16 protein-coding genes and 1 pseudogene are annotated in these 16,219 nt (G+C 55.0%); 13 read left to right on the top strand and 4 right to left on the bottom strand.

Annotated elements, in window-relative coordinates:
* The 5 genes and pseudogenes from ACZ1HF_RS08280 to ACZ1HF_RS08260 all read left to right on the top strand — a co-directional run.
* Positions 1-747 (top strand): annotated as a pseudogene (locus ACZ1HF_RS08280) (IS3 family transposase); the annotation flags it as partial.
* 134 nt (positions 748-881) lie between these two features.
* Positions 882-1,841: an IS630 family transposase gene (locus ACZ1HF_RS08275; RefSeq protein ID WP_472656335.1), complete on the top strand. Its 960-nt coding sequence runs from the start codon at positions 882-884 to the stop codon at positions 1,839-1,841.
* Positions 1,842-2,070: 229 nt separating this feature from the next.
* Positions 2,071-3,420, top strand: coding sequence for a 3-phosphoshikimate 1-carboxyvinyltransferase (aroA, locus tag ACZ1HF_RS08270; RefSeq protein ID WP_472657045.1), 1,350 nt, complete (start codon positions 2,071-2,073; stop codon positions 3,418-3,420).
* Positions 3,417-3,818 (top strand): GFA family protein, encoded by a 402-nt coding sequence (locus ACZ1HF_RS08265; RefSeq protein ID WP_472657044.1) that lies wholly within the window; start codon positions 3,417-3,419, stop codon positions 3,816-3,818. Before aroA ends, ACZ1HF_RS08265 begins: the two co-directional genes overlap by 4 nt.
* A gap of 21 nt (positions 3,819-3,839) precedes the next feature.
* Positions 3,840-4,451 (top strand): (d)CMP kinase, encoded by a 612-nt coding sequence (locus ACZ1HF_RS08260; protein WP_472657043.1) that lies wholly within the window; start codon positions 3,840-3,842, stop codon positions 4,449-4,451.
* 43 nt (positions 4,452-4,494) lie between these two features.
* Here ACZ1HF_RS08260 and ACZ1HF_RS08255 read toward each other — a convergent pair whose 3' ends face one another.
* Complete coding sequence (locus ACZ1HF_RS08255; protein WP_472657042.1) at positions 4,495-5,550, bottom strand: YaaC family protein; 1,056 nt, start codon at positions 5,548-5,550, stop codon at positions 4,495-4,497.
* Between the two features lie 285 nt (positions 5,551-5,835).
* On the opposite strand from ACZ1HF_RS08255, the gene rpsA reads away from it, so the two are divergent.
* The 5 genes from rpsA (at position 5,836) to ACZ1HF_RS08230 (ending at position 10,381) form a co-directional block, all read left to right on the top strand.
* On the top strand, positions 5,836-7,518 hold the full coding sequence (gene rpsA, locus ACZ1HF_RS08250) for a 30S ribosomal protein S1 (protein ID WP_472657041.1): 1,683 nt from the start codon (positions 5,836-5,838) through the stop codon (positions 7,516-7,518).
* A gap of 284 nt (positions 7,519-7,802) precedes the next feature.
* Positions 7,803-8,090, top strand: a complete 288-nt coding sequence (gene ihfB, locus ACZ1HF_RS08245; protein ID WP_472657040.1) for an integration host factor subunit beta — start codon at positions 7,803-7,805, stop codon at positions 8,088-8,090.
* Positions 8,091-8,093: 3 nt separating this feature from the next.
* On the top strand, positions 8,094-8,453 hold the full coding sequence (locus ACZ1HF_RS08240) for a lipopolysaccharide assembly protein LapA domain-containing protein (protein ID WP_472657039.1): 360 nt from the start codon (positions 8,094-8,096) through the stop codon (positions 8,451-8,453).
* 11 nt (positions 8,454-8,464) lie between these two features.
* Complete coding sequence (locus tag ACZ1HF_RS08235) at positions 8,465-9,118, top strand: phosphoribosylanthranilate isomerase (protein WP_472657038.1); 654 nt, start codon at positions 8,465-8,467, stop codon at positions 9,116-9,118.
* A 279-nt stretch (positions 9,119-9,397) separates the two neighbouring features.
* Positions 9,398-10,381, top strand: a complete 984-nt coding sequence (locus ACZ1HF_RS08230) for a prenyltransferase/squalene oxidase repeat-containing protein (protein WP_472657037.1) — start codon at positions 9,398-9,400, stop codon at positions 10,379-10,381.
* A gap of 157 nt (positions 10,382-10,538) precedes the next feature.
* On the opposite strand, the gene ACZ1HF_RS08225 is transcribed toward ACZ1HF_RS08230, so the two are convergent.
* Complete coding sequence (locus ACZ1HF_RS08225; RefSeq protein ID WP_472657036.1) at positions 10,539-11,195, bottom strand: 50S ribosomal protein L25/general stress protein Ctc; 657 nt, start codon at positions 11,193-11,195, stop codon at positions 10,539-10,541.
* Between the two features lie 135 nt (positions 11,196-11,330).
* Between ACZ1HF_RS08225 and ACZ1HF_RS08220 the strand changes: the two genes are divergently transcribed.
* Positions 11,331-12,464 carry an MFS transporter gene (locus ACZ1HF_RS08220; RefSeq protein ID WP_472657035.1) on the top strand — a complete coding sequence of 378 codons (1,134 nt, stop codon included), beginning with the start codon at positions 11,331-11,333 and terminating at the stop codon, positions 12,462-12,464.
* 26 nt (positions 12,465-12,490) lie between these two features.
* Here ACZ1HF_RS08220 and ACZ1HF_RS08215 read toward each other — a convergent pair whose 3' ends face one another.
* Positions 12,491-12,688 (bottom strand): hypothetical protein, encoded by a 198-nt coding sequence (locus ACZ1HF_RS08215; RefSeq protein ID WP_472657034.1) that lies wholly within the window; start codon positions 12,686-12,688, stop codon positions 12,491-12,493.
* Complete coding sequence (locus ACZ1HF_RS08210) at positions 12,685-13,443, bottom strand: DUF6502 family protein (RefSeq protein ID WP_472657033.1); 759 nt, start codon at positions 13,441-13,443, stop codon at positions 12,685-12,687. Before ACZ1HF_RS08210 ends, ACZ1HF_RS08215 begins: the two co-directional genes overlap by 4 nt.
* A 35-nt stretch (positions 13,444-13,478) precedes the next feature.
* Between ACZ1HF_RS08210 and ACZ1HF_RS08205 the strand changes: the two genes are divergently transcribed.
* Entirely contained in the window at positions 13,479-14,768 is a 1,290-nt protein-coding gene (locus ACZ1HF_RS08205; RefSeq protein ID WP_472657032.1) for a vWA domain-containing protein, read from the top strand.
* A gap of 344 nt (positions 14,769-15,112) precedes the next feature.
* Positions 15,113-16,204: a TRAP transporter substrate-binding protein gene (locus ACZ1HF_RS08200; RefSeq protein WP_472657031.1), complete on the top strand. Its 1,092-nt coding sequence runs from the start codon at positions 15,113-15,115 to the stop codon at positions 16,202-16,204.
* Positions 16,205-16,219 lie beyond the last annotated feature (15 nt).

Here is a 16,219-nt window from a genome sequence, read left to right as displayed (position 1 = left end):
AGCACCAGCCAGCGTAAAGACTTGGTTGTGTTGGCACATATCAGGGAACAGTTTGCCTTATCTCTGGGGAGTTATGGCCGCCCCAGAATGACAGAAGAACTGAAGGAGGCCGGCGTCGACGCGGGTCACCGTCGTGTTGGTCGGATCATGTGTGAGAACAGCATCTGCGTTGAAAGGTCAAAGAAATACAAGGTGACCACAGATAGTAACCACAAGTTCAATATCGCGCCAAACCTGCTGGATCGCGACTTCAAAGCTGATAAGCCAAACCAGAAATGGGCGGGCGACATCAGCTACATCTGGACGCGCGAGGGCTGGCTGTATCTGGCGGTTATCTTGGATTTGCATTCCCGGCGCGTGATCGGCTGGGCCGTTAGCAATCGCATAAAGCGTGATATGGCAATCCGAGCATTGGAAATGGCGATCAATCTACGAAAACCGCCTAAAGGTTGTATCCATCATACGGATCGCGGGTCGCAATATTGCTCGCATGACTACCAGAAAACCCTGCGCAAGCATGGGTTCAAAGTATCGATGTCTGGGAAAGGGAATTGTTTTGACAATGCCGCAGTTGAGACGTTCTTCAAGACATTCAAGGCGGAGCTGATCTGGTGGCAATCTTGGACCACCCGACGCGCCGCTGAATTGGCAATCTTCAACTACATAAATGGCTTCTATAACGCCCGCAGAAAACACTCAGCACTCGGCTGGAAAAGTCCCTTGGCTTTTGAACGAAAGGCCGCATAACTAAGTAATCGGAGCGGCACGAAAGCGCGACAGGTCCAAATAGCTGCAACCTAAAGCGGTTTGCGTTTGATCTGAATCGAAGGGGGATTCACACGGAGCTGTTTGTGTGCTTCACTTCCTCTGGGAGGTGGATCATGGGCAAACCCTACTCTTTGGACCTTCGGGAACGGATTTGCGCTTACATTGCCAAGGGAAACTCAGCGCGTTCGGCTGGGCGGCTTTTTGGAGTTAGCGCTGCGACGGCGGTCCGTTTTGCGGCAGAGCATCGTGAACGCGGCGCGATAGCGCCCAAGCCTCAAGGCCGCCCGTCTGGTCAATTTGGCAAGCTTGCGCCGCACCGGGATTTTCTGCTGGAGATCGTGAAGGCCGAACCGGATATCACGCTCAAGGAACTGGCTGCTGCCCTCCTGCAAACACATGGCGTAGACGTTCAGCTATCGTCGTTGCACCGCGCCCTCCATCGCGCCGGGCTTTCATATAAAAAAGGACTGATCGCGGCAGAGCGTGATCGGCCCGTGGTGCGTCAAGCCCGCCGTGACTGGATCACGCGCCGTCAGCCCCGCATGCGCCAGGAGCCGCACAGACTGGTCTTCATTGACGAGACGGCGGTGAAGACCAACCTCACACGCCTGCGCGGGCGAGCTCCAGTCGGGGAGAGGCTCTACGGCACCGCTCCCTTTGGCAGATGGGGGACGCAGACATTCATTGCCGGTCTGACGCAAGACGGGCTGATCGCTCCTTGGGTGATCAATGGTCCGATGAACGGACCTACCTTCGACACTTACGTCGACACACAGCTGGCTCCAGTGCTTGATCCCGGAACAGTCGTCATCCTCGACAACCTGTCCACCCACAAAAGCCCGCGCGCCGCCGAAGCCATGCGCAAGCGAGGCTGCTGGTTCCTGTTCCTGCCCGCCTACAGCCCCGACCTAAATCCGATCGAAATGGCCTTCTCCAAACTCAAAGCGCACCTTCGCCGCATCGGAGCAAGAACTTTCGATGCCTTGTTCGAGGCTCTTGGCGATATCTGCAATATGTTCAATCCAAACGAATGCTGGAACTTCCTCAAAGCCGCCGGATACGCCTCAGATTAAATGCAAAACGCTTTAGACTTCGCAGCCTTCAGTTTATCGAAAAGAGCGCTCGCCACCCATCCCGCCTGAAATGCACGCTGAGCATCGCCAGACTTCTTCCCAGAAAACGATGTCCTCACCTCCACAGGTGGCACTTCTTGTCCTATGGCCCTTAACTCAGCAATGAAGTGGATGGACGGCCCCCACAGGCTGAGCTATCAGGTTTCGGAATTTGAATTGAAAGGCTCTCATGTCCAGTCACGGTGCTCCGATCCCGATGACATCGCGCAAATCCGACCCCTTACGCGGGGAGGCGCGGGTGCCGGGGGATAAATCCATTAGCCATCGGTCCCTGATCCTGGGGGCGCTGAGCGTCGGTGAGACGCGGATCAACGGCCTTCTGGAAGGGCAGGATGTGCTTGATACGGGCCGAGCGATGCGCGCTTTCGGTGCAGAGGTGACGGACCACGGCGAAGGCAACTGGTCCGTTCACGGCGTTGGTGTCGGTGGCTTTGCAGAACCGGATCAGGTGATCGATTGCGGTAATTCTGGCACTGGGGTGCGGCTGATCATGGGGGCGATGGCCACATCACCTATCGCTGCGACCTTTACTGGGGATGCCTCGCTGAATGGTCGGCCCATGGGGCGGATCACGGACCCGCTGGCCTTGTTCGGGGCGCAGTCTTATGGGCGCTCCGGCGGGCGCTTGCCATTGACAATTCTGGGGACAGCAGAGCCTGTGCCGGTCCGCTACAACGTGCCGATGCCCTCGGCGCAGGTGAAATCTGCGGTGTTGCTGGCCGGGCTGAATGCACCGGGGCAGACGATCGTGGTCGAACAGGAAGCCACACGCGACCATACGGAACGGATGCTGACAGGTTTCGGAGCCGTGGTCGATGTGGAGCAAACGGACGAGGGCAGGGTGATCACATTGACCGGTCAGCCCGAACTGCAGGCGCAGGATATTGTGGTGCCGCGTGACCCAAGCTCGGCCGCATTTCCTGTTTGTGCAGCGCTGATCGTGGAAGGCTCGGACGTGCTGGTGCCGGGGATCGGGCTGAACCCGACGCGGGCCGGACTGTTTGCCACCCTGCGCGAGATGGGGGCTGATCTTGCCTACGAGAATGAACGGGTGGAAGGGGGCGAGCCCGTGGCTGATTTGCGGGCGAAGTTCTCGGACCTCAAAGGGATTGAGGTGCCACCGGCCTGCGCGGCCTCGATGATCGACGAATATCCGATCCTGTCAGTTGTGGCGGCCTTCGCAGAAGGACGTACCGTGATGCGCGGCGTGAAAGAGCTTCGGGTGAAGGAAAGCGACCGTATCGATGCGATGGCGCGCGGGCTGGAAGCCTGCGGTGTAACCATTGAAGAAGATGAAGACACGCTGATCGTCCACGGTATGGGGGCGGGTGGCGTGCCGGGCGGTGGCACCTGCGCGACACATCTGGACCACCGGATTGCGATGTCGTTTTTGTGTCTGGGCATGGCTACGCGCAAACCTGTCAGCATTGATGATGGCGGACCGATTGCGACCTCCTTCCCGATTTTCGAAGACCTGATGGCAGGACTTGGCGCGCAGATCACGAGGGCGAACCGATGACAGGAAGCTGTCTTTGTGGCGCCGTGACCTATGAGGTCAACGGACCTTTACGCCCGGTTGTTGCGTGTCATTGCGTGCAATGTCGCAAAACCAGCGGGCATCACGTCGCGGCGACTTCGGCCCTGCGCGCGGATATTGCTATTGCCGGAGAGGTAACATGGTATGCATCGTCGGACGCAGCACGACGGGGATTCTGCGGGACCTGTGGGTCGAACCTGTTCTGGGACGGGCCCGGCGTGAATACGTCGATCTTTGCAGGCACGCTTGACGGGCCGACGGGGTTGGAACTGATCGGACATATCTTCTGCGCCGATAAAGGAGATTATTATGAGATCACCGATGACTTGCCCTGCGCGGATCAGGACGATCCTGAGCTGACGACACAAGTAGGCGGGTAAGCGCATGGGACACCGAACCTGATGAGATTTACCGTTGCCATAGATGGGCCTGCGGCAGCCGGCAAAGGGACGATCAGCAAACAGGTGGCGTCGCATTTCGGGTTTGCGCATCTAGATACCGGGCTGATCTACCGCGCCACAGGGGCGCGGGTTTTGGCAGGTGAGAATGCTGTTCCAGCGGCTCAAGGATTACGGGCCGAGGATTTGCAGCGCGATGATTTACGCACACCTGACGTTGCACAGGCAGCCTCCAAAGTAGCGACTATTCCAGAAGTGCGCAACGCGCTGGTCCAATTCCAGAAGGACTTTGCCGCACGCGATGGGGGCGCGGTTTTGGACGGGCGCGACATTGGGACGGTGATTTGCCCCGACGCCGATGTGAAGTTGTTTGTGACCGCCTCTGATGCAGTGCGGGTAGAGCGGCGGTTTTTGGAGTTGTCTGAAAAGGGCATCGACGTGACCCGAGAGGCCGTGCAGGCCGATCTGAAAGCGCGCGACACGCGCGACAGCGAACGACAGACCGCGCCATTGAAACCTGCGGCGGATGCCATACTGATCGATACGTCTGATATGGGGATCGAAGAGGCGGTGGCGGTTGCGATTAATGTGGTGCAAAGCAAATGGCGCAATTAATGGAGATAATAGGGAGCAGTTTTGGGGCCCCATTTAGAACAAGCTAAAGAACCTCTCTACTCGTGATTTCTGATGTCAGGTCGTCCAGCGCTTGATCTAGTGTCCTAGACAAAAATTCGAGTAACAGCCAACCATATCGATTTCCAAAATGCCTTGAGAGTTTGTCAGGGTCATATCGTGATAGCTCACTAAGCCGATGCATTGCTGCAAATGCAATTACTGTAGGATTCTTGTCGACAAGTCCATCGGAAATACCAGAAGTTGGGTCCCGCTTGAGATACCAAAAGCCGGAAGCATCGTGGATATGTAGGAGCTTTTTTCGAACCTTTTTGTGGTAGGGTTCAAGCGTTGCAATTTTCTGCTTTTCTGACCTTCCAGCCCAACTAAATCGTTTCTTTTTCCTTATTCCTGTTGCGCCTGAAACATCATGAATGTCTTGCTCAAAACCAGCAGGCAGTTTGCCGATGGTTCGTTGGCCTACATCCCACCCCGAAGTTAGCTCTCCCCGGAAGAACGTGTCAGAGCAACCGTCGATTCTGTAAAATGCGCAATTAGTCAGTGGAATAAATAGCTCTCTGCGAGAGCGCGAAGGAATTGTGATGCAATACGCTCTGTGGATATGGGGTAGATTATATAGCAAGTCCGAAAGATTTACCCCTTCGGAACCGTTATCATCACTTGTGACCCTCTCGCCAAAAAAGTTGCTTAATTCAGCAAGAACGCCGGATGCCTTAAATTTTACTCGTTCATTCGATAACGCAGTCTTAGAGCCGATGGCGTAGCCAGATACGCCATGTTGTACACTGGCCATATCCTTGCCATGTTTGACTAAAAGAGCTTTCGCCATGTTTAGCATGCAGTAATAAGATGTTAGTGGTTTCGCTAATGCGTCTACTGCGCTGTTCGCTTTGTAAAAGTTTGCCGCTTGTCGCCAGTAGACTTGCGCTGCCTTACCAGTTTTACCGCTTTGACGCAGCCACATGTCTACATACTGAAAACGATCTGAAACATGAGCCGCTTTAGCTTTAAAATCTGGACAAGAAAATGATTTATGAGGCTTTACTGGCTTTCCGGAAAGCGTGATTTGTTTTATGGTCAAATAGCTTAATCCCTAAAATTTTGTATATCATATGTTTTGATGTTTATATCAATCAAGAGTTGAATGCTCGCCCGGTTTTTCGTAATCACTTGCCCTTCCTACAAACCCGCGCTATACGCGCGTCTGTTGAAACGGTGATAACAGCCGTAGAGTAATTATGAGAGCAGGGTCGGTTATGTCCGGCCCTCTTTGTTTTGCGTTTGTCGTTTCGACCAACTGAAACCTGAAAGACCGGCGGAGACAACCGCTCGGCCCGTATAAAAGCTAGAATAGGAAACTTTAAACTTGGCTCAAAACGCATCTATGGAGGAATTCGAAGCCCTCCTGAATGAAAGCTTCGAAATGGACACACCGGACGAGGGTTCGGTTGTCAAAGGCAAGGTCATTGCGGTTGAAGCAGGACAAGCCATCATCGACATCGGTTACAAAATGGAAGGCCGTGTCGATCTGAAAGAATTCGCAGATCCCGGCGAAAGCCCCAAAATCGGTGTTGGCGACGAAGTCGAGGTATTCCTCGAACGCGTCGAAAACGCGCAAGGCGAAGCTTCGATCAGCCGCGAAAAAGCGCGGCGTGAGGAAGCCTGGGATCGTCTGGAAAAAGCCTATGCAGATGAAGAGCGTGTTGAAGGCGCGATCTTCAGCCGTGTCAAAGGCGGCTTCACTGTTGATCTGGGGGGAGCGGTCGCGTTCTTGCCCGGCTCTCAGGTTGATGTGCGCCCCGTGCGTGATGCTGGCCCTCTGATGGGTATGAAGCAGCCGTTCCAGATTCTGAAAATGGACCGTCGCCGCGGCAACATCGTTGTATCGCGCCGTGCCATCCTTGAAGAATCACGTGCCGAACAGCGCGCCGAAGTTATCGGCAACCTGGCCGAAGGCGATGCCGTGGAAGGTGTTGTCAAAAACATCACTGAATATGGTGCTTTCGTTGATCTGGGCGGTGTGGACGGTCTTCTGCACGTCACTGATATGGCATGGCGCCGCGTGAACGATCCGCGTGAAATCCTGACCATCGGTGAGACGATCAAGGTGCAGGTCATCAAGATCAACAAGGAAACCCACCGTATCAGCCTTGGCATGAAGCAGTTGCAGGACGATCCGTGGAATGCGGTCGAGAATGCGTACCCGCTGGGCAGTGTGCATCAGGGCCGTGTGACCAACATCACCGATTACGGCGCGTTCGTAGAACTGGAAGCCGGTGTCGAGGGTCTGGTTCACGTCTCCGAGATGTCTTGGACCAAGAAGAACGTCCATCCGGGCAAAATCGTTTCGACCTCGCAGGAAGTCGACGTGATGGTGCTGGAAATCGACAGCGCAAAACGTCGTGTGTCGTTGGGTCTGAAACAGACGCAGCGCAACCCATGGGAAGTCTTCGCGGAAACCCACCCTGTCAACACCGAGATCGAGGGCGAGGTCAAGAACATCACCGAATTCGGTCTGTTCGTTGGTCTCGACAACGATATAGACGGCATGGTTCACCTGTCCGACATTACATGGGACGGCCGCGGCGAAGATGCGCTGGGCGATTTCCGCAAGGGCGACACGGTCAAAGCCGTTGTCACCGAGGTTGATGTCGAGAAAGAACGTATCAGCCTGTCCATCAAGGCGCTGGATGGCGATCCGTTTGAAGGGGCAACCGATGGCGTCAAGCGCGGCTCAATCATCACGGTTGAGGTCACTTCGATCGAGGATGGCGGCATCGAGGTCGAATATGAAGGCATGAAATCCTTCATTCGCCGGTCTGACTTGTCCCGTGATCGTGCCGAACAGCGGCCGGAACGCTTTGGCGTTGGCGACAAGGTCGACGTGCGCGTGACCAATGTGGATGCAAAAACCCGCAAGCTGGGTCTATCGATCAAAGCACGCGAGATCGCCGAAGAGAAGGAAGCGGTCGAACAGTACGGCTCCTCTGATTCCGGTGCGTCGCTTGGTGATATTCTGGGCGCAGCTCTGAAAAGCGACGATAAATAAGCATTAAGCTTACTGTATTAAAACTGGAAACGGCCCTGCACTTCTGTGGGGCCGTTTTTCTATGAGCGAATCGTAGGGACAGCAGGTTTGATTTTGAAAGCAGACTGTCGGATACGATCTGTTTTCCGGCCAAATTCAGCCTGACGCTTTGAAATTACGACGATTTTTTGCCGGGATGCCCGATGATTTTAGCGGAATCCCTTTTCTCACCCTCGCAATTGGTCCTATAGTTCCCAAATAAGAACTGCCTGCCACCGGCATGTTAATCCTGGGGAGGATGTTTGATGATACGCTCGGAACTGATCCAGAAAATTGCAGATGAAAATCCTCATCTGTACCAGCGTGATGTTGAGCGCATCGTAAACACAATATTCGAAGAGATCATCGACGCCATCTCGGCGGGCAACCGGGTAGAGCTGCGCGGCTTTGGTGCGTTCTCTGTCAAAAAGCGGGACGCACGCACCGGGCGTAACCCGCGCACCGGTGAATCCGTCCATGTAGAAGAAAAGCATGTCCCGTTTTTCAAAACAGGAAAATTGTTGCGGGATCGCCTGAACGGGAAAGATAGCTAAGCAATGCGATATTTTCGCTACCTTTTTATTGCCGTTGTTGGAATATGCTTGCTGATGGTTGCTTTGGCGAACCGTGGTGTCGTGACCGTGCGCCTATTGCCAGAGGAAATGGCCGCTTATCTGGGGCAACCCTTTTCCTATGAGCTGCCATTATTCCTGATCCTGTTCGGCGGGATTGTTGCGGGTCTGCTGATCGGGTTTGTCTGGGAATGGTTCCGCGAACATAAACACCGGGTCGAGGCCCGTGTGAACAAGCGCGACAAGGAAAAACTGCAGCGCGAGGTTAAGGGCTTGAAACGTAAAAGCCCCGAAGCACAGGATGATGTGCTTGCACTTCTCGACGACGCGCAAGGCGCGCGTTAAAGATCAGCCTTATGTCAGTTCGTGTAAAAATCTGTGGCCTTGGCCGGGTTGAGGATGTTGTGGCCTGCCGTGATGCAGGGGCTACCTATGTAGGGTTCGTGTTTTTCCCGAAATCTCCGCGCCATCTGTCGTTTGAGACGGCACGGGATCTGGCGCTTGAAGTGCCGCCGGGCATTGCCAAAGTTGCGCTGACCGTGAATGCCGAAGACGCATTTCTGGAGGATCTGCTCGCGGAGGTGCCGCTGGATATATTGCAACTCCACGGGGCCGAGACGCCAGACCGTGTCGCGCATATCCGCGATCATTTCAAACTGCCCGTAATGAAAGCTGTCGGGGTTTCTGATGAAAGCGACCTGCCAGCCCTGAACGATTATGCGAAGGTTGCCGATCAGATACTTGTTGATGCGAAACCGCCAAAGGGTGCCTCTTTACCGGGGGGCAATGGTCTGGCTTTTGATTGGCGGTTGATTGCGGGGCGTCGCTGGGCCGTGCCATGGATGCTGGCGGGCGGGCTAACACCCCAGAATGTGGCAGAGGCCGTGCGCCTGACGGGTGCCGCGCAAGTTGATGTGTCATCTGGCGTAGAAAGCGCGCCCGGTGTGAAAGATGCTAGCAAAATCGCAGATTTTGTCGCGGCCACGAAACGCGTTAGCAGTTACGGTTGATCTGGCGCGTTGAAAACGGTCAAGACGGCCTACGACAGAAGCAGATGAGTTTTTAAAAGCGCTGGCAGGTGTCAGGAATGAGCCATTGTTGACCGGTTTATGCAGTGTCGCGACCGTCCGCTCGTACCCACGCTTACCTATGAAAAGCAGAGCGCTTAGGAAAAGATTACGCAAACTTGTGTCGATACGGAATTGATACTCATCAACGCAACTTTCCAATTTCGCGTTATGGGATGCTTGCAACGCAACGGGCCGCTGCCCGCAACGGATGGCATCCTGATGAACACCAAAAACCGAACAAACTGGACGACAAGGTTTAAGCTTGATCCAACCACACCACTGGCGCAGTGCGACGACAGGGTCGTCCGATATTCCTTTGAGAGGGATATCGAAGGTGGTTCCAGCATTGAACTAAGCGAGGTCTGGGAGGACAAAAGAGCCCAGTCCATTCTCAAAAAACAGCGAAGCGACGGATCATGGCGCTACCCATCGAAAAGCGCCTCCTCGTGGGCCAAGGTAGACTACGATCAATACGAAACCTTCAGAAAACTAGCTCTCTTGGTCGAGAAATTCAGATTTACAAAAGACCACCCAAGTCTGCCAAAGATTGCCGATTACGTGTTCAGCCACCAATCCTCGGAAGGCGACATCCGGGGGATCTACGGCAACCAAACCTCTTCTAATTATACAGCTGCGATACTGGAACTGCTTATCAAAGCCAGGTACGAAAAAGACCCTCGGCTGCTCAAGTCAATGGACTGGTTGCTGAGTTGTCGCCAAAACGACGGGGGCTGGGCCTTAGCTTTGCGGACGCGTGGTTTTGATCTGAAAGCCTTTGACCACAAAGAGACGATCCAACCGGACCTTACCAAACCATCGGCCCACGCCATAATGGGGGCGGTATTGCGGGCCTTGGCTGTTCATCCGCAGTATCGTAACCGAAAAGAAACCCAACGCGCCGGACGCCTTCTGGCTGACCGCATCTTCACTGCCGACAAATACGCTGACCGCAGGCATCGGGACTTTTGGACCCGCTTTGCTTTTCCATTTGTCTATACCGACATCATCTCTGCCCTTGATTCATTGTCGCTCCTGGGCTTCTCGGTAGATCATCCAAAGATACAAGAGGCTTTGACCTGGTTCGAAGCTCATCAGGCAGCAGACGGAACAATCAACACCATCAGAAATCCTAGCGGCAAAGGCGATATGCGGCTTTGGTTGCAACTCGCGATTTGCAGAGATTGCCAAAGGTTTTGGACTTAGCTTGAGGGATATAAACGTGCCTGATGTCTCCGCGACCATGGATTTTGGAAAATCAAGATCGAGCCACCACTGCGCGGTATTCGACATGAAAAAAGGCACAACGGTTGATCGTTGCGCCTTTTACTGTTTTTAGATCGAAAGTAAAGTAGCTGAAGAATTACTCTTCGCCACCTTCCTCTTCTGTTTCCGGAGCCTCTTCGCCTTCGATGGCTTCAGCCTCTTCATCGTCGTCTGCGGATTTCAGGCCGGACGGCGCAGTAATGTTTGCAATCACGAAGTCACGGTCAATCGTGACTTTTGCCCCCTCAGGCAGCTTCACCGATGAGATCGTGACGTTATCGCCGATCTCGCATTTCGACACATCAATAGTGATGTGATCCGGGATATCACCAGCAGTCACGCGCAGTTCCACCTCTGGGCGCATCAGTGTCATAACACCACCTTTTTTCAGACCGGGCGAGACGTCTTCGCCTACGACCTCAACGGGGATATAAAGCGCAATACGCGTTGTGCGGCGCAGGCGGATGAAATCCACATGGGTTGGCAAGTCCTTTACCACATCGCGCTGAACATCGCGGCAGATCACGCGCACATCATCTTGACCTTCGACTTTCAGGTTAAACAGGGTCGCCATGAAACGGCCTGCTTTGAGGCGTTTTAGAAGGACGTTAAAGGGCAATTGAATGGGCAGTGGATCTTCTCCACCACCATAAACAACTCCGGGCACCATGCCGTTACGGCGTGCTGTGCGGGCGGCCCCCTTGCCTGTCCCCGCGCGTGCCTCGACTACAAGATCAGGGATCTTTCCAGCCATGACTAATTCTCCATATGTTATGCGGCTGCCTCCAAGGGTGTCGGGCCGCGTGAAGGGTGCCGTATAGAAGCGGATCGCGATTTTGGAAAGGGTTTTCTGATTGCCGAGCCCGCTGGCTGGGCGTAAGCCGGACGCATGTCAGTTGCAAGCGCCCTTCGCCTATCCCATGCCCCTGCTGCAGCCTTTGCGCTGGTAGGGCTCTACTGGGGTTCGTTCGCGGCACAAGTGCCGGTGATCAAAGCGCAGATCGGGGCAAATGACGGGCTGTTCGGGCTGTTGTTGCTGGGCACATCTGTTGGGCTGATGACCACTATGTTTCTGGCGCCGTTGGTGGACCGCTGGCTTGGGCAATGGGCGATGCCTGTGGCGTCAGCTCTGCTGATCGCAGCGTTTCTGTTGCCGGGTCTGGCGGTCACACCATTGGCCTTTTTCATGGCGATGACATTGGCCGGGATGGCCTCGGGGCTCACGGATGTGATCATGAATGCCCGCGTGTCCGAGGTCGAGGCAACCTCGGGCCGGTCTCTTATGAATGCTAATCATGGCATGTTTTCTGTCGCCTATGCTGTATCCGCTTTTGCAACAGGTCTGGGGCGGGAAGCCGGGTTGCCGCCGGTGGCAATCTTTGTCTGCGTTGGTCTGGTTGCCTTGGGCTTGGTCACGCAGATGCGGATGCGGGTGGCTGTTTTCGAAGATGCATATGAGGATACGGCACGCTTTCCCTATGGGGTTGTTATACTCTGCGGGGCGGTCGTTCTGATCGCCTTTATGGCTGAGGCCGCGGTCGAGGCGTGGTCGGCGCTCCATGTTGAGCGGACCTTGGGTGGGCGTGCTGCCGAAGGCGCTTTGGGGCCTGCAATGCTGGGGCTGACCATGGCCATTGGCCGGTTTGGCGGGCAAGCGGTGGCTGAACGTCTGCCCGATCTGGTCGTGATCTTCTGGGCTGGGTTGATGGCGATTGCTGGGGCGCTGATTGCAGCAGCGGCCCCTGTACCGCTTGTCGCCTATATTGGGTTCGGTGTACTGGGACTGGGCGTATCAGTGATCGGGCCGCTGGGGTTGGCTTTGGTGGGCCGTATGGTGCCAGCACGGGTGCGCACAACGGCGATATCACGGGCCGCTGTTATCGGCTTCATGGGCTTCTTTGTCGCCCCCGCAATGATGGGCGGTATCTCAGAGCTGTTTGGCCTGCGCGCTGCCTTCGCATTCATTGCGCTGCTTCTTGTAGGGCTATTCCCGCTTATCGCAAGCTTGCGCAGGCGCGGGTAGCTCTTAGCCCTCTGTTGGTCCCATCCTCACGGACAACCTGTCCCGCCAATCCCATCATCGCCGCCGATGTCTTCGGCCTCGCAACGGCGTTTCAGTTCAGTCGGGGCGGGTGCCGGGATAATCGCCTCTTCCACGCTGTTGTCTTCAAGGATGACAGCATCTTTTTCAAAAGAATTCGCACAGGCAGAGAGTGCGAGGATCAGGCCAAAGAGAATGCGTTTCACGTCTTGTCTTCCACTCTGCTGTAAAAATATCCGCCTGCGCGAAATCTATGGGCCGGGCCATTGGATGGCAATTGTTTGCGCTCTTTCTTCATCTTTGCCGCCCGTTCGCTAAGGTTTTTCAGCAATGCCATTTGCTTGGTCTCATATTCTGTCTTTAGAGCAGTAATCTGATCCTCTGATAGCTCGGTATAATGCACAGCGCGTTCAAAATGTGCAGGCGCGTGGCCTAGCACGTTTTCAGTTGCGGCATCGAAATGATCGCCCAGATTATGGGCGAGATAGGCCAGTTGATCTTCTGATCCTGCAAGTGGCTGGTAAGAGCGCTGGGCGAGGTGAATGCGCTGCGTTTCAGGTTCAATCGCGACAGTGCCTGCAGCTTCCAAAGCGTCTAGCATTGTGCGCGGATGGATGTCCTTGCGCACGATCTTTGCCAGGGCCTCAAAAGACGGGGCAGGGCCGTTCTTGGGCAGGTTTTGCCCTTGATAGTCGGGCTCTGTTTGCCAAAGCGCCACAAGCCGGGCCAGATGATTGGGCCGGGTTTCATGCGGGGGCAGGGCGCGCAGCCGGGCAATATCACGACGTTGCAAACCCGTCAGAATCGATAGGCGGCTGTCTGTCAGTTTTCCGTCCGATTGCGCCTTAGCGGCCTCAACATAATGTGCTTTCAACCGCTCGGACAGGTCTGGAAACAGAACCCCGCGCGCCACCATGAGGCGGGCAAAAGGGGCAAGAAGAGTATCGAGTAGGTTCAGCATGATGTGCAATTTACACATTAATTTGGAGAGACGGTATGAGACATGGATGGAAGGGCTACGGATTGCTTTGTGTCGCGGTGGTACTGGCCGGCTGTGGTGCGCCGGTCGCGTATGATGGTGACGTTGCAACCCCGACAGCCGAAGCAAGAAGTGTTGAGAGCAAAGCGTTTCCGGAAGCAATCGTTGCGGAGCCTTATGATGCTGCTCCACCTGTTGTCTCAACCCGCCGCGCCCCGCGTACAGGTGTTCTGAGCGCAGGCGACATGGATGATACGCTGAACTTCGCAGCTTTCACCCGCTACCAGCGTAAGGCGGCGCAAACGCTGCGCCTGCCACGCGCAAATTTTGGCAGCCCGGTTCTGGCGCAATTGCGCGGACCAAGTGGAAAACCGGCACCCGGCGTGCGGATCACCTTGCGCAAACCCGGTGCGGCTGAACCATTTTACGACGGGTATTCCGGTGTTGCTGGCGCGGTGACAGTGTTTCCGTCAGCGATAGGGGCCGGGCGTATGGGGAACGTCGAGCTGCGCGCGTTTCCCGACGGGCAGGGCGGGCCTGTGGTCACGCAGCTTAGCACCGATGGCACGCGGCAGGCGGTTCGCCTCCCGTTTGACAACGCTTGGGCGCCGGATTTCCTTGATCTGGCTTTCGTCGTTGATACCACCGGCAGCATGCAGGACGAACTGGACTGGCTGACCCGTGAGCTGAAATCGATTGTACGGGCGGCAAAACGCGCGGCCCCCGGTGTTGATATCCGCTATGCGCTGGTGGTTTATCGCGACAAGGGCGATGAATATGTGGTTAAAAACTACGGCTTCACGGGCAGCCAGAGTCGCATTCAAAAGCTCTTGCGCCAGCAATATGCATCCGGAGGTGGCGACTACCCCGAAGCGGCTGCCGCAGCTCTGAAAGCCGGGGCAGGACTGAACTGGCGGCGCGGCAAAGTTGAGCGGCTTATGTTTCACATCGCCGACGCGCCGCCCCATGATCGCGACGCCAGCGCCTATCTGAAAGCTGCGCGGCAAGCGACGCTGAAAGGTGTGCAGGTATTCGGGCTTGGGGCCAGCGGTGTTGCAGAGGAATCCGAATACTTGATGCGACAAGCTGCGCTTGTTTCAAGTGGTCGTTACTTGTTTTTGACCGATGACAGCGGTGTAGGGCGTAGCCACGCAGAGCCCACGATCTCTTGTTATCAGGTCACACGTCTTAACGATCTGATGATCCGCGTGCTGCGCTCGGAACTCAGTGGCAAACGGATCGAGGCCTCCAAAAACTCGGTGCTGCGTCAGGTCGGAAGCTACCGCGCAGGTGTGTGCCGAAATTAAGCGGTAACGCCGGGCCTGAAGGCCCGGCTTTTTTGCCAGCTAACTACCTTTAGATTCTATACCATCTTGATTTGAAAAATAATCTTCATAGGGTCAAATAACCCGGATCTAGGTTTGCTTTGCAGACTGTCGAAAAACAATTGACTTGCTGACCAAATGCGCTCTGCTATCTTTTAAGCAGATTTCTGGGAGGGAGTTGTGCAATCGGTCGAGGAGGGTCGATTTCACTTTTTGGGAAACCAAGTCTTACTTCCGGACATTTCACGCAGTGGAGCGGTACGCTCAAACCAAACTGCTGCGACACGAAAAGAGCAGTTGAACTGCTCAAATCCTTGGGAGGAAACATGACAGATAAACTTAACCGCAGAAGATTTCTGCGCGGTTCGGCCGTCGCCGGAGCTGCTGCCTTGGCGACACCTGCAATCGCGCAGGAAGGCACAACATTGAAGATGCAGGCTGCCTGGGGCGGCGGTATTTTTCTTGAAAACGCACAATCCTATGTGGACCGGGTCCATGCAATGGCAGGCAACGCATTGAAGATTGATCTGCTGGCTGTGGATTCCGTCGTTAAGACCAGCCAGATGCAGGATGCTGTTCACCGTGGGGTTCTGGATGCTGCGCATTATGTGCCAGCGTACTGGTATTCGAAGTCCAAAACTGCGTCACTGTTTGGCACTGGTCCGTGCTTTGGCTGGTCAAGCCAAGAAGTGTTGGGTTGGGTCAACTATGGCGGCGGTCAGGAACTGTTTGACGAGTTAATGGCGTCGCTTGGCTTGAACGTGGTGTCGTTCTTTAACTCGCCAATGCCCGCACAGCCCATGGGCTGGTTCAAAGAAGAGATCAAAGACGCAAGCCAAATGGACGGTCTGAAATACCGGACGGTTGGTCTAGCGGCAGATGTCCTTCTGGAAATGGGCATGTCGGTTGTTCAGCTTCCGGGTGGTGAAATCCAACCCGCTATGAAATCTGGGCTGATCGATGCGGCAGAGTTCAACAATCCGACCTCAGACCGCGACTTTGGTATGCAAGATGTATCCAAACATTATCATCTTGCCTCGTTCCACCAGAGTCAGGAATTCTTTGAGGTGACGTTCAACAAGGCTAAATTTGAAGCGCTGCCGGCAGAACTTCAGGCGATCTTGAAATATGCTTCCGAGGCCGAGAATTCCAACTTCTACTGGAACAATACCAAACGTTATGCGGACGACCTGAAAACACTTCAGGACGAGCAGGGCGTGAATGTCTATCGCACGCCCGATAGCGTAATGGCAGCGCAGCTGGCAGCTTGGGATGTGGTGGTTGATCGCATTTCTGCAGAGGATGAGTTCTTTGCCAAAGTGATCGAGAGCCAGAAAGCCTATGCTGAGAATGTCATGGGGTATCTCAACCTAAACCAGCCTGACTACAAGCTGGCTTACAAACACTACTTCGGTTGATCAGAACACCAACCG

It is taken from the genome of Litoreibacter sp. GN1-5 (genome assembly GCF_055693805.1).
This window is presented reverse-complemented; position numbering and strand designations above follow the sequence as displayed.

Coding starts and splice junctions, on each gene's coding strand:
- ACZ1HF_RS08275 (WP_472656335.1), top strand. CDS start 882: ATGGGCAAACCCTACTCTTTGGACCTTCGGGAACGGATTTGCGCTTAC.
- aroA (WP_472657045.1), top strand. CDS start 2,071: ATGTCCAGTCACGGTGCTCCGATCCCGATGACATCGCGCAAATCCGAC.
- ACZ1HF_RS08265 (WP_472657044.1), top strand. CDS start 3,417: ATGACAGGAAGCTGTCTTTGTGGCGCCGTGACCTATGAGGTCAACGGA.
- ACZ1HF_RS08260 (WP_472657043.1), top strand. CDS start 3,840: ATGAGATTTACCGTTGCCATAGATGGGCCTGCGGCAGCCGGCAAAGGG.
- ihfB (WP_472657040.1), top strand. CDS start 7,803: ATGATACGCTCGGAACTGATCCAGAAAATTGCAGATGAAAATCCTCAT.
- ACZ1HF_RS08240 (WP_472657039.1), top strand. CDS start 8,094: ATGCGATATTTTCGCTACCTTTTTATTGCCGTTGTTGGAATATGCTTG.
- ACZ1HF_RS08235 (WP_472657038.1), top strand. CDS start 8,465: ATGTCAGTTCGTGTAAAAATCTGTGGCCTTGGCCGGGTTGAGGATGTT.
- ACZ1HF_RS08230 (WP_472657037.1), top strand. CDS start 9,398: ATGAACACCAAAAACCGAACAAACTGGACGACAAGGTTTAAGCTTGAT.
- ACZ1HF_RS08225 (WP_472657036.1), bottom strand. CDS start 11,195: ATGGCTGGAAAGATCCCTGATCTTGTAGTCGAGGCACGCGCGGGGACA.
- ACZ1HF_RS08220 (WP_472657035.1), top strand. CDS start 11,331: ATGTCAGTTGCAAGCGCCCTTCGCCTATCCCATGCCCCTGCTGCAGCC.
- ACZ1HF_RS08210 (WP_472657033.1), bottom strand. CDS start 13,443: ATGCTGAACCTACTCGATACTCTTCTTGCCCCTTTTGCCCGCCTCATG.
- ACZ1HF_RS08205 (WP_472657032.1), top strand. CDS start 13,479: ATGAGACATGGATGGAAGGGCTACGGATTGCTTTGTGTCGCGGTGGTA.
- ACZ1HF_RS08200 (WP_472657031.1), top strand. CDS start 15,113: ATGACAGATAAACTTAACCGCAGAAGATTTCTGCGCGGTTCGGCCGTC.